Source organism: Streptomyces incanus (assembly GCF_042656345.1).
Lineage (GTDB): Bacteria > Actinomycetota > Actinomycetes > Streptomycetales > Streptomycetaceae > Streptomyces > Streptomyces incanus.
This window is the reverse complement of sequence record NZ_JBHSPC010000156.1, coordinates 18,395-30,721: the sequence shown is the minus strand read 5'-3', so window position 1 is coordinate 30,721 and position 12,327 is coordinate 18,395. Positions and strand designations below refer to the sequence as shown.

Annotated in this window: 8 protein-coding genes; 3 read left to right on the top strand and 5 right to left on the bottom strand. The window is 70.4% G+C overall.

Going from position 1 to position 12,327, the window contains the following annotated elements:
• Positions 1–125: 125 nt before the first annotated feature.
• Entirely contained in the window at positions 126–1,109 is a 984-nt protein-coding gene (locus ACFP2V_RS35600; protein WP_381219811.1) for a zinc-dependent alcohol dehydrogenase, read from the bottom strand.
• A gap of 108 nt (positions 1,110–1,217) precedes the next feature.
• On the opposite strand from ACFP2V_RS35600, the gene ACFP2V_RS35595 reads away from it, so the two are divergent.
• Together ACFP2V_RS35595 and ACFP2V_RS35590 are read left to right on the top strand one after the other, a co-directional pair.
• Entirely contained in the window at positions 1,218–1,979 is a 762-nt protein-coding gene (locus tag ACFP2V_RS35595; RefSeq protein ID WP_381219808.1) for a CDP-alcohol phosphatidyltransferase family protein, read from the top strand.
• A gap of 163 nt (positions 1,980–2,142) precedes the next feature.
• Positions 2,143–3,144 (top strand): ATP-binding protein, encoded by a 1,002-nt coding sequence (locus tag ACFP2V_RS35590; protein ID WP_381219805.1) that lies wholly within the window; start codon positions 2,143–2,145, stop codon positions 3,142–3,144.
• A 48-nt stretch (positions 3,145–3,192) separates the two neighbouring features.
• Here ACFP2V_RS35590 and ACFP2V_RS35585 read toward each other — a convergent pair whose 3' ends face one another.
• The 4 genes from ACFP2V_RS35585 to drmA all read right to left on the bottom strand — a co-directional run bounded on the left by ACFP2V_RS35585 (position 3,193) and on the right by drmA (position 9,924).
• Positions 3,193–3,369, bottom strand: coding sequence for a hypothetical protein (locus ACFP2V_RS35585; protein ID WP_381219802.1), 177 nt, complete (start codon positions 3,367–3,369; stop codon positions 3,193–3,195).
• A gap of 77 nt (positions 3,370–3,446) precedes the next feature.
• Complete coding sequence (gene drmC, locus ACFP2V_RS35580; RefSeq protein WP_381219799.1) at positions 3,447–4,205, bottom strand: DISARM system phospholipase D-like protein DrmC; 759 nt, start codon at positions 4,203–4,205, stop codon at positions 3,447–3,449.
• Complete coding sequence (gene drmB, locus ACFP2V_RS35575) at positions 4,202–6,097, bottom strand: DrmB family protein (RefSeq protein ID WP_381219796.1); 1,896 nt, start codon at positions 6,095–6,097, stop codon at positions 4,202–4,204. Before drmB ends, drmC begins: the two co-directional genes overlap by 4 nt.
• The gene (gene drmA, locus ACFP2V_RS35570) at positions 6,094–9,924 is read right to left on the bottom strand and encodes a DISARM system helicase DrmA (protein WP_381219793.1); all 3,831 of its coding nucleotides are present in this window, start codon (positions 9,922–9,924) and stop codon (positions 6,094–6,096) included. The genes drmB and drmA overlap by 4 nt, the downstream gene beginning before the upstream one ends.
• Before the next feature lie 189 nt (positions 9,925–10,113).
• Between drmA and ACFP2V_RS35565 the strand changes: the two genes are divergently transcribed.
• Positions 10,114–12,285: a UvrD-helicase domain-containing protein gene (locus tag ACFP2V_RS35565; RefSeq protein ID WP_381219790.1), complete on the top strand. Its 2,172-nt coding sequence runs from the start codon at positions 10,114–10,116 to the stop codon at positions 12,283–12,285.
• The last annotated feature ends 42 nt before the right edge of the window (positions 12,286–12,327 follow it).

The window sequence follows — 12,327 nt, the reverse complement described above, 5'->3', positions numbered from 1 at the left end:
ATCACCGCCGAGGGGCTACCCCGCCATACCCATCTGACCGTTGAGTTTTCCGGTCAGGGCCCGGGGCTGTCCTCGGGCGGCCCGCGGGGCGGGCCCGGGCCCCCTGCCCGAGCCCTGAACCGGGGTCAGGCAGCGGCCTCGCCGTAGCGCACGAGGTGGCACAGTGCCGGGATCTCGCCGGAGGCGAGGCGGGGCATGAGGGCGGGCAGTTCCGCGAACTCCGACTCGCCGGTGATGAGCGCGTCCAGGGCCGGATCGGCCAGCAGGTCGAGGGCGAGGGCGAGCCGGTCGGCGTAACTGCGGCCGGGGCGGGCCGGGGAGACCGTGCCGACCTGGCTGCTGCGGATGACGAGCCGCCGTGAGTGGAAGTCCTCACCCAGCGGAAGGCTCACCTTCCGGTCGCCGTACCAGCTCAGTTCGATCACCGTGCCCTCGGCGGAGAGGAGTTCGAGGGACCGGGCGAGGCCCTGTTCGGTGGCGCTGGCGTGCACGACCAGGTCGCATTCCCCGAGGGCGTCCGCGGGTGGCGCGAAGCCGACGCCGAGGGCCTCGGCGGTCTTGGCGCGCGCGGGGTCGGCGTCGACGAGCTGGACCCGTACGCCCGGGAAGCGGGCCAGCAACGCGGCGACCGAACTGCCGACCATGCCGCCGCCGACGACGGCGATCCGGTCGCCGATCAACGGCGCCGCGTCCCACAGGGCGTTGACGGCGGTCTCCACGGTGCCGGCGAGCACGGCCCGCCGGGCGGGCACGGTCTCGGGCACGGGTGTCACCGCGCTCGCCGGGACGACGTAGCGGGTCTGGTGCGGGTAGAGACAGAAGACCGTCCGCCCGACGAGTGTCTTCGGCCCTTCCTCCACCACTCCCACGTTGAGGTAGCCGTACTTCACCGGTCCCGGGAAGTCGCCCTCCTGGAACGGCGCGCGCATCGCGGCGTGTTGGCTCTCGGGCACTTGGCCGCGGAAGACGAGGGTCTCCGTGCCGCGGCTCACGCCGGAGTACAGCGAGCGCACCAGGACCTCGTCCTCGCCGGGGGCGGACAGGGGAACTTCGCGGATCTCACCGCGTCCCGGTGAGTCGATCCAGAACGCATGAGCGGCGCGGTTCATCGAATTCCTCCTGAACGGTCGGCACGTCGCACGCGTACCGAGGGATGCACAGGCCGCGCACAAGGTAGCGGCGTTGATCGACTCTGTCACACGGCCGGAGGGTGTTCGGTGGCCCTGAACAACAGTTACGACGCAAGGCTCGTACAGCAGGAGACCGCCGTGGGGGCGGGCGTACAGGTCCTGCTGCTGGCGCTGATCGGTACGGCGATCGGCATGGGCCCTGCGGGCTGGCTGACCGGCCTCGCGTTCGCGATCGCCACGTGGGCGGTGCTCTCCCGGGCCCTGCACCGGTCCCGGCTGCGCTCGTTCGGCGCGGCCAACCGGGTCACGCTCGGCCGGGCGATCCTGGTCGGCGGGGTGACCGCGCTGGTGGCCGACTCCTTCCAGGACTCACCGCCCGTCACCCTGTTCGTCGGCCTGACCGCCGTGGCCCTCATCCTCGACGGGGTGGACGGCAAGGTGGCCCGCAGGACCGGCACGTCGACCCCGCTGGGCGCCCGCTTCGACATGGAGGTGGACGCGTTCCTCATCCTGGTGCTCAGCGTGTACGTGTCGATGGCGATGGGACCCTGGGTGCTGCTGATCGGCGGTATGCGGTACGTCTTCGTCGCCGCGGCCCGGGTGTGGCCGTGGCTGAACGCCGCGCTGCCGCCGAGCACGGCCCGCAAGGCGGTGGCCGCGCTCCAGGGCATACTCCTGCTGGTGGCGGGTGCGAACCTGCTGCCGCACCTGGTCAACGTCGGGGTGGTGGCGCTGGCACTGGGGCTGCTGGTGTGGTCGTTCGGCCGGGACGTGCTGTGGCTGTGGCGGACCTCGCGGGTGCGGCCCGCCCGTACGGAGCAGCCCGTGCGGGAGCTTGTCGCGGGGTGACATGCGCACCTGCACGGCACAGCGAACAGGCCTTCACGTTCGATCATCCGGGTGAAAGATGCGATGGGACGGGTGTAACACGCGGCGAGGAGTTTGACACCGCCCCGACCGCACCCCTAGAACCTAGCGACATGACATTCGTTTTCAAAAGGGTGGAGTGCCGATGAGGATCGCGTTCGTCGGCAAGGGCGGCAGTGGCAAGACGACGCTGTCGGCCCTCTTCTCCCGTCACCTGGCCGCCGCCGGCGCCCCGGTGCTCGCCATCGACGGCGACATCAACCAGCACCTGGCCGAGGCACTCACCCCCGCCGGACAGGCCCCGGTGACGCCCCCTCCCCTGGGCCCGCGCCTGCACGACATCAAGGCGTACCTGCGCGGCACCAACCCCCGCATCACCTCCACCGAGTCGATGATCAAGACGACCCCGCCCGGCCGCGGCTCACGTCTCCTGAGCCTGCTCGGCGACGACGAACTGCACGCGCGGCACGTCTCCCGGACCGGCGGCGTCCCGCTGATGGCCACGGGCGAGTTCGACGACGGCGACCTGGGCGTGGCCTGCTACCACTCCAAGCTGGGCGCGGTGGAGCTGTACCTGGGCCATCTGATCGACGGCCCCGGCGAATACGTGGTGGTCGACATGACCGCGGGCGCCGACGCCTTCGCCTCCGGCCTCTTCACCCGCTTCGACCTCACCTTCCTGGTCGCCGAACCCACCCGCAAGGGCGTCTCCGTCTACCGCCAGTACCGGGACCACGCCCGCGAATTCGGCATCCGCATCGCGGTCGTCGGCAACAAGGTCACCTGCGAGGAGGACCTCCTCTTCCTCAAGAACCAGGTGGGCGACGACCTCCTGACCCACCTCGTGCACTCGGACTGGGTACGGGCGGCGGAACAGGGCAGGACCCCGCCCGCAAACCCCGCTACCCCCGGCTCCCCGAATGCCTCGGACCCCCTGAGCGCACTGGAGCCGCACAACCGCCACGCCCTGACCGTCATGCGCGAGGCCGTCGACTCCCACCCCCGCGACTGGGACCGCCTCCATCGCCACGCCGTGGAGTTCCACCTCCGCAACGCCCGCTCCTGGGCCGACGCCCGCACCGGCGAGGACCTGGCCGCCCAGGTGGACCCGGAGTACGTCCCGGGACCGGCGACCCTGCCCTGCTGACACACCGCACCCTGCACCACCCCTTCGACGTCGGGCCCGCTGGTCCGGCTACTCGATGCCGGTCGCGTCGAGCAGCCGGACCAGGTCCTTGCGCCCGTACCCGAGCAGCCGGGCACGGTGCACGCCCATGAGCAGCAGGTGAGCGGCGATGCGCGCCGCACACCCGCTCTTGTCGTCGCCGGTGGCCGTCCTGATGCCGCAGCGACTGACCCACACCTGCGACACCGCCTGACGAGGGGCGACTCGGAGACCATCCGCCCTTCGGCTTGGCGCGAAGCCGGCATCTGCGTCGGCAGTGACGATCACAAGGGCTTCAGCACACCGAGCCGTTGCAGTTCCACGATGTGCTCCGCCGCCCTTCGTGGCGCGTCGCCGCCTCTCACCAGGACCCCCGCTTCGATGTTCCGCCGCGCTGCCGACTCCGTCAGGTTGGCGCTTCCCAGGAAGAGCGTGTTCCGGTCGGCGATCGCGACTTTGGCGTGCTGACGCGAGTACGCGTGCTCGCCCGGGTGGCGTGCCCAGTGCCACAGGCGTACGCCTGGCACTCCCGAGAACGCCTCGGCAGGCTCCCGTCCTGAGAGCAGGCCCCGCGCACCGGCCAGGGTCTCCACCACGATGTCCGTCCGCACGCCACGTGCCGCCGCGTTCATCAGTGCCTGTGTGAGCGCCGGATACGGGCGGGCTGCGTACGTCATGGCCAGCAGTTCGTTCCGCGCCTCGTTGATGACCTCCACGAGCACCTGCGCGGTCGCACGCACCGGTACGGCCGGCGTCGAGGGACCGCTCCACACGGTGCGCACTCGCACCTCGTCACGAGAGCGCAGGAGTGCGGCGACATACCCCCGCACGTACGCCGCGGCCTCGACCGTCGGCACCGACTCCTTCCTCATCGCCTCGTACAGGGCTGCGACGGGCTGACGAATTCGAGGTGTCGCCAGCTCCGTCAGTACGCTTTCCTCGCCTCTGCCCAGGGCCAGCAGACCGGCGAGGTCCTTGCCGCGCGAGGGGCCGAGGGCCGCCACAGCAACTTCGACGGAGGCCTCGAACTCGCGCCTGCTCACGGCAGCAGGCCGACCGGGGTCAGTATCTGGTCCTCGTCTCCAGAGAGAGGGACCAGGAACCGGCGGTCCAGGAACCTGTTGCCCCGCTCGCAGGTGGTCTCGGACACGAAGAGGCAGACGTGGCAGGCGGCTCCGTGCAGGAAGTCCGCCGGGTCCTGCGGCAGACGTTCCGAGCAGAGCGGGTCGGCCGAGCAGTGCGTGGCGTCAGCCAGGGCACGGCGGACGATCCGGTCGAACTCGCGGTCTTCCGCGAGGGAGACCAGGCCACCGAGGGTGCCTTCGGAGTCCGGCACGGCGGTGTAGATGAGAATGCCGGTCCTCGGGTTCTGTTCGTCACCGGCGTAGATCCGCTCGGCCAGCGAGGCCGAGTTGTAGCCGCACTCCAGGGCGATGGTACGAATCAGCAGGTGGGAAAGGGTGTGCAGGGCAATGTACCGCGCCCCGGGCCAGCCGTGGAACGGATCGAAGTCGCTCGTCATGCGGTCCGACTTACGGTTGACACGGAACCGGCCGTACGCCTCCCGGTGGGCCTCCATCCGGGACGACTTCTCCATGCGGGCCACCCATTCGGCCATCAGCCCGTCCTGGACCCGCAGGAAGATGCCCTCGCCCCGTACCTCGCTGGCGGGCACCCACGTCTGGCTTCCCCGGGACAGGTCCACGCGCTGGGCGATCTCCGGTGACTCGGGGTCAGGGGCGTCGAGCCGGGTGAAGCCGATGAGGGCACGGGCCTCGCGCAGCCGCTCCACCTGGCGGACGTCGGAGAAGAGTTCCTGCAGCGGGGCCGGCACGGTTGCCGGGCGGAGGGCGAAGTCGTCGCTGGGCGTGGGTACGGGCCCTGAGAGGGCCTCCCACTCGGGGCCGAAGAGGTCGGCCTGGACGTCGGGTGCGGAAGGAGCCGGGCCCGTTGCCCCCTGTTTGCGAGCGGTGATGGCCTCGACGACGGCGTCCGCGTCGAACTCCTTGAGGTACCCGAACTGGGGGATGTTCGCCATGAAGTCGAACTGGCCTCGGTCGTTGACCCCTTGCAGTTCGGGCCAGTGGTCCTCCAGCAGCTTCTCGATGTCTCCGCCTTGTCCCTTGGGCAGGGCGAGGGCACTGAGCGTGAGCGGGAACCACTGGTTCGACGCTCCTGCCACCATCAGCACAGGGGGCTGAGGGCAGCCGTTCGTCTCGTAGGTTCCGAGGTGCGGGTGTCGCCCCCGGCACCCGGGCAGGTTCCTGCGACCGCGTTCTCCCATCGCCTCCCGGATGTTGCGCTTGTCTCCACAGGCGACGCACTCGATGGTGACGTTGGCGGCCTGGTTTCCGCCGTGGTCCTTCATCCGCAACTTGGGGCGCGGCGTCTTGCCGCAGGCCTGTCCGTGGTGGACGTACGGACTGTAGGGAAACTCGTCGAGGTGGCCGGCGGTGCAGACGAGGGTGAAGCGCGCGGCGACCGCGAGGGGTTTCTTCCCCCGCTTGCAGTCGTGGACGAACTTCGCCTCGTGCGGTGTACGCGGGTTGGAGTTGACGAAGGCGAACTCACCCGAGTCGACGGCGGCCAGGATGTTGCACGCGGTGCAGCGCAACCACTGCGGGAACGGTGTGACGGGCACCCCGATGCCCTGTGCCGCCCAGCCCTTGGGGTCGGTGTCGCCGCCCTCGAGCCAGGGCGCGGCCCGCAACTGCTCGATCTGTCCGCGCCCGTAGCGCTGCAGGGACCGGTTGACGGCGGAGCGCAGCCGCGGTTCGTCGATGTCGTAGTCCGTGATTCCCGAATAGCTCCAGGAGTCGGTCCCCTTGACGAGAACCGAGAAGTTCGGCAGATCGACGAGGGAGCCGATTCCGGTGGTGAACATGAGGTGGCTCGGGCGGACGGAGCCGACCCTGCGGTTGCCGTTGCTGCTCATCGCTGTGCCTTCCTGGCCGCGTCCGCGGAGGTGGGTCCGTACTCGTCGCTGTCCACGGTGGCCGCCGTGTCGGCGTCGCTGCCGTCCTCCGGGTTTCCGGCACCGAAGTTCCAGTCGGGGCCGTTTCCGGAGGCCTCCTCGAGGAAGGCTCCGCCGCCGGGCAGCAGCAGGTTGATCTCGTTCTCGGTCTCGCGCATCGACATGCCGACGGTCAACTCGGTCCACCGGGAGCCGTCCGCGCGTCTCAGTAGGCCGTTCACAATGGTCGTCTTGTGCTTCTCCTTGCGGTAGCCGAGAGCCGAGGTGCTCTCGTCACGCTTGCGGCGCCACTCGTCCTTCAACTGCTCAATGCGCTCCTGCAGGTACCCTCGGGGCCGTTCGCCGCCCACGCGTTCGGCCCGTTCCAGGAACCGGCGTTCGACCTCCTGGGCCAGGGGGCCGTCCAGGTCGACCGTCTGGGCGTCCAGATTGCGGGACGTGTCGTACTCGGCCTGCCGCAGGGCGGCGATGTAGGTGGCGGCCACGCCCCGGTCCAGAGCGCGGCGGGTGTAGGGGGTGACGGAGAGCGCCTCCACCTGGCGGTAGAAGGTGGCGTGGTAGTACTCGAAGTCCTCGTAGTGGGCGAGGTCCCTGGGACGGGACCAGTTGTACAGCGTCACCACGAGTCCCGGACGCGCGGCGTCACGGCCGACACGTGAGGACGCCTGGATGTATTCGGCGGTGTTCTTCGGCTGGCCCACGACCAGCATCAGCCCGAACCGGGAGACGTCGACGCCGACCTGGAGCATGGAGGTCGCGAGGACGACGTCCACGGCTTGCTTGGCGGTGGGTGTCATGCCGGCTCGCGGCTCGCGCTTCTCCTTGATCGCGGTCGCGTACTCGCGCAGGAAGGCACGCCGCCGCAGCGAGGTGTCCCGTTCCGGATCGAACTCGATCTCGAGGCGCTTGAGCGCTCCGCCGATGTCGGCCGAGGAGATGCGCGAGGTCAGCTCCTGGACGCCCAGCATGCCGGCCTTGCTCACAATGCGGTCGGACAGTGTGTCCTGTCCCTTGCGGCTGCCGTTGGAGCGGACTCGGGTGGCGATGTCGTCGTCCATGTAGCGCCGCATGCCGGCGAGTTCACGGGTGGCGTTGAAGTAACCGACGAGTGTCATGTAGGGGTCGGCCGGCCTGCCGTACTCGTCGAAGAGGTGCTGCCCGGCCAGGAGCAGGATCTCGGCGACCCGGATCTCGGCGGCCTTGAGACGCGTCCCGTGCGCGCAGACGCCCAGGTACCGGCGGCCGGGGTTGTCACGGCTGAGTTCGACCTGCCGTGAGAAGAATGTGTCGCCCACGTCGAGCACCTGGGGCGGGAAGACCGCGACCTTGCGCGCGAAGACGCCCCGCACCTGGTCGGCCGCCCGCTTGGTGGTCGCGGTCGAGGCGATGATCTTGGGGCCGGCCTCGTGGCGCCGTCCCTGGTGGTCCGTGACGCTCCAGGTGCACAGCTGGTCGACGGCGGCTTCGAAGAGGCCGACGGTCGTGCCGAGCGCCCCGGAGATCAGGTGCAGCTCGTCCTGGATGATCAGGTCCGGCGGTCGCAGCCGGGTGACCGGCTGCGCGGTGACGCCGGGCAGTTCGCCCCGCGCGTTGTGCCGGCTTCCGCAGCCGGTCTTGGCGTCCAGGTCGTCGTGGCGGTAGCCGTGGCGGGGGCATATCTCGGTGACGCGGCCGAAGAGCAGTCCGGCGTACCCGTTCCACGGCAGCTGGGCGAACTTGTCCACCGTGGCGATGAGCAGGGCGGGGGCGAGCCGGTAGATCTCCTCGTCGACCGTGAGCACGGGGATGCCCTCCCCCGGCGCCTCTCGGCGTGAGAAGGGGCAGCGGTCGTCGCCCTCGCCGCGCGGGCAGTACAGCAGCACACGGCGACGGCCCTCGTCGTACTCCATGTGGGAGCGGGCCGTCAGGCCGCTGCCGCACCAGGGACAGGTGAGGACTTGGAGGACCCTGGCGTGCTTGTCGCTCGCGCTCTCCCGGGCGTCGGCGATCTGCTCCTTGGCCTCGTCGAACCAGTTGGGCGAGACGGAGGTTCCCACCCACATCCCGATACGGAACGGGGTGGCCCCCCAGCGGATGTCCCGTGCGAACTCCTCGCGGCGCAGCACCTCACAGGCGCTGACCAGGGCCGCGGCACGCTGGAACTGCTGCGCGGTGAGCAGGCGCAGGGTGTAGCGCATGAGGACACCCACACCGGCCTCGCCGCTGCGCGCCTCGGCGCCCGACCCCACTGTGCCCTGCAGGCGGCGCAGCGCGAAGGTGTAGGCCGCCAACCCCAGGTAGGCCTCTGTCTTGCCACCGCCGGTGGGGAAGAAGAGGAGGTCGACGAGGGCCTCTCGGCCGGTGCCGCGGTGCGGGTGGCCGGGCCTGGTCAGGGAATCGAGGTTGAGCAGGACGAAGGCGAGCTGGAAGGGGCGCCAGCTGGCCGCCCGCTTGCCCCGTGCGTGTACTTCCTCGTACGCCTCCCGGTAGGAGCCGGGTTCGTCCTCGCGTCCGGCCCTCGCGGTGGCGATGGCGGTGTTGCGCCGCTGCAGGGCCATGGCCCGGTTGGCGAAGCGAAATGCTTCGAGAGCGGTGTCGTCGGCGGCGAGCCGGTCGATGCCCAGCGTGATGCGGTCGCAGACACTCAGCGCCTGCTCGATGGCGACGTCTGCCGATCGGCGCAAGTCCTCGGGGAGCGAACGGGCTCGGTGCCGTTGCTGTTCGAGCCAGGTGCCGTAGCCGTCGGCCAACGGGGCGAGTGCGGAGCTGAGTTCGGTGCGCCGACCCGGTACGGCGAGGGCGGCGAGTTCGTCCATGCCCAGCTCGAGGCCGCGCAGCAGGTCCTGGTCCTCGAGGGTCGGTGCGGTGGTGGCCCGCACGTCGTATTCCGGCAGCCAGACGGTGGTGAGGCGGTGCGCGTTGCGTTCGCCGTCGCGCACATGGGCGTGCACGGCGACATTGCGTCCCTTGGCATGGCTGAGGTGGTCCCGGTAGAGAAGGCGCAACCGCCTCTCTTCGGGGTCCTCGGGGGCGTTGCCCCCGTTCCTGGGATCGAGCGGGTCGTCGACGGGGAGGAAGACGGCGGCCTGGTCATCGGGAAAGGCGGTGAGGTCCATCTCGGCCTGGAAGAGCCAGTGCGCGTCGCGCGCCTCACGGTCGTCCTGCTGCCGGTTCACCAGGGCCAGTTCGACGACGCGCAGGTCCTCGCTCCCGGCTCGGCCGGTGTGGCGACGCACCTGCACGTCGATGATCACGGCGTCGCCCTCGAGCTGGACGATCCTGCTGGAAGTGCCGGTGACGTCGATGTCCACGGTGTGCTCGACCGGCTCGCGGGACCACACGCTCCGGGTGGTGCCCCGGTCGGTGCCCTCCTCGGTCCGCGTGTAGCGGCCCCAGCGGACATCGACGCTGAGCGTGCCGACCGAGGCGGGCACGGTGCAGGACAGGCCCATGGACGATGCCCATATGTGGCCGGCGGCCTGCGGGGTGAGCCGGTCCTCGGGTGCGCTGTCGTCGCCCTCCTGCTCGTCGCCGGACTCGCCGTCGGCGCTCTGGGCGGCCACGAGCGCGATCCGCTCGGAGGTGACGCCCTGCGGTCGCGGGCCCAGCATGCCCACCAGATAGCGATCGCGCGGCCCGGAGGAGGAAGCCGGCAGGGTCTCGGTCGCTCCGTCCCAGGGCCCGAGCAGATCGCGACGGATGTAGCTCACGAGCCCGTTCCTGACCTCGTAGGAGTCTCCGTCACGGAACGTCTGGGGGACTTCGTCGAGCGGGTGCGGGACGGAGCCCGGGACAGGCTGGGCCGGCATGCGGTGGGTCCTTTCGGACTGGTGGGGCGGGCACGAGCACAGTCGCCAGTGCGGCAGCAGAAGCAATATAGACCGTTGACTGAGTTCACACAATAAGCTGGAGGCTTCTGGCCGCTGTGCGGCCCCAGTCTCTAGGCTGGCCCTCCGACCGCTGCCGACCCGCCGCCGAACCGCTGCCCAAGGACGCTCATGCCCCGACTCGCCCTCTCCGACGACTTCGTCGGGGACCTCATCTCGCTCCAGAGGCCCGTTCAGAAAGAGGTCAACGACGCGATCCAGATGTTCCGTGGCATGACGGTCCCCCAACTCCACGCGAGCAAGGGCATGCACCTGGAGAAACTGGAGCGGGCGCGTGACGCGCGGATCCGCACGATACGCATCACCAGGTTCTACCGGGGCGTGCTCCTCGCCCCCGACGACGGCAGCGACCTGTTCACCCTTCTCCGTGTCGCTCCGCACGACGAGGCCATCAACTGGGCCTGCAAGCGCGCCTACTCCGTCAACGGTGCCACCGGCGGTCTGGAGGTGCGCAACGTCGAGGCTTTGGAACAGATGGAGACCTACTTCGAGACGAAGGCCGTCTCGACCCCTGCCCGGTTGTTCGAGCCCCACTCCGACACGGTGCTCCGCGACCTCGGCATCGACGACCAGGTGCTGCGTCTGGCGCGGGTCTGTGTCACCGCGGAGGATCTGGGGGTCATGGCGCCGCCCATGATGCCCGCCGACCAGTACGAGGTACTGGAGTTCCTGGCGGAGGGCTACTCCCCCGAGGACGTCTGGGAGCAGCTCATCGCGCCACGGGGCCAGACCGTGCGTACGGCGGAGGACCGGCCGGCGGTCACACTCACCGAGGCGATCCTCAACACCTCCGACCGCATCGTGGAAGTGACCGGTCCGGGCGAGCTGGAGCGCATCCTCACCGAGGACCTGACCCGCTGGCGCATCTTCCTCCACCCTGCCCAGCGCCGATACGCCTACCACTCCGGCTTCAACGGGCCGGCCCAGGTCACCGGCGGCCCCGGCACCGGCAAGACGGTCGTCGCGCTGCACCGCGTCCGGCACCTGCTGCGTACCGGCCGGGACGGGGACCGCATCCTGCTCACCACCTTCACCAACGCCATGGCGGCCTCCCTGCGGGACAGCCTGGCCCTGCTCCTCGGCGACACCGACGCCCATCTGCTGAACCGCGTCGACGTCACGACGGTGGACTCTCTCGCCGCCCGGGTGATCCGTGAATCACGGGGCGGTTCGCCGAAGCCGCTGTCGGCCGCCGCCGAGAAGAGCGCCTGGACGCGCGCCGTCGCCCGCGAGGATCTCCCATGGACGGAGACCTTCCTGGCCCAGGAGTTCCGCAACGTCGTGCTGGCTCAGGGACTGCGGACGCCGGAGGAGTATCTGCGGTGCGTACGGCGTGGGCGGGGCACCCAGGTGGGGCGGGTGCAACGGGCGCGTCTGTGGCGGGTCATGGAGCGCTTCACCGCCGACCTCGCCTCCCGTGACTCCGCGACGTACACGCAGCTGTGCGACCAGGCCGCGCGCATCCTGACCGAGAGCGGCCCCCGGTACCGTCATGTCGTCGTCGACGAGGCGCAGGACCTGCACCCGGCGCAGTGGCGGGTACTGCGCGCCTGCGCCGCCCGGCAGGCCGACGACATGTTCGTCGTCGGGGACCCGCACCAGCGCATCTACGACTCCCGGGTGTCGCTGCGCTCGCTCGGTGTCAACGTTCGGGGGCGCACGTCCCGGCTCCGGATCAACTACCGGAGCACGGAGGAGATCCTGCGCTGGTCCGCTTCCCTCCTCGACGGCCGGCCGGTCGGCCGGCTCGGTGAGGACGACGACGAGGACGGCGGCCACGACTCCCTGCGGGGCTACCGCTCGCAGTTGCACGGCCGTGTCCCGGCTGCCCGGGGCCACGCGAGTCAGGACGAGGAGCTGCGGGCGCTGGTGGAGCAGATCCGCACCTGGATCGACCAGGACGGGGTGAAGCCGTCCGAGGTGGCGGTGTGCGCGAGGTTCAACACGCTGGTCGACACCGTCATCGCGCGGCTGCGCAGGGAGCGCATCCCGGCGGTCGCGGTCAAGGACGACCCCGGCCCGGAGGTGTCCGGGGTGCGGGTGGCGACGATGCACGCGATGAAGGGGCTGGAGTTCCGGTGCGTGGCCGTGGTCGGTGTGACGTCGAAGGTACTGCCCTTCGCACCGCAGGTGACGCCCGCGGACGTGGACCCGGTGCAACACGAGTCCGATCTGCTGGCCGAGCACTGCCTGCTGTTCGTGGCGTGCACCCGGGCACGCGACGCGCTGGCGATCTCGTGGAGCGGTGAGCGCAGCCCGCTGCTGGAACCGGTCGCGGGCTGAGACGGGCGGGCGGGAGCCGTCGGCCCCCGCCCGCCCCGACGG

Excerpts from the sequence above, each read along its gene's own strand:
- ACFP2V_RS35565 (WP_381219790.1), top strand. The coding sequence starts at position 10,114 with ATGCCCCGACTCGCCCTCTCCGACGACTTCGTCGGGGACCTCATCTCG.
- drmA (WP_381219793.1), bottom strand. The coding sequence starts at position 9,924 with ATGCCGGCCCAGCCTGTCCCGGGCTCCGTCCCGCACCCGCTCGACGAA.
- ACFP2V_RS35600 (WP_381219811.1), bottom strand. The coding sequence starts at position 1,109 with ATGAACCGCGCCGCTCATGCGTTCTGGATCGACTCACCGGGACGCGGT.
- ACFP2V_RS35590 (WP_381219805.1), top strand. The coding sequence starts at position 2,143 with ATGAGGATCGCGTTCGTCGGCAAGGGCGGCAGTGGCAAGACGACGCTG.
- drmB (WP_381219796.1), bottom strand. The coding sequence starts at position 6,097 with ATGAGCAGCAACGGCAACCGCAGGGTCGGCTCCGTCCGCCCGAGCCAC.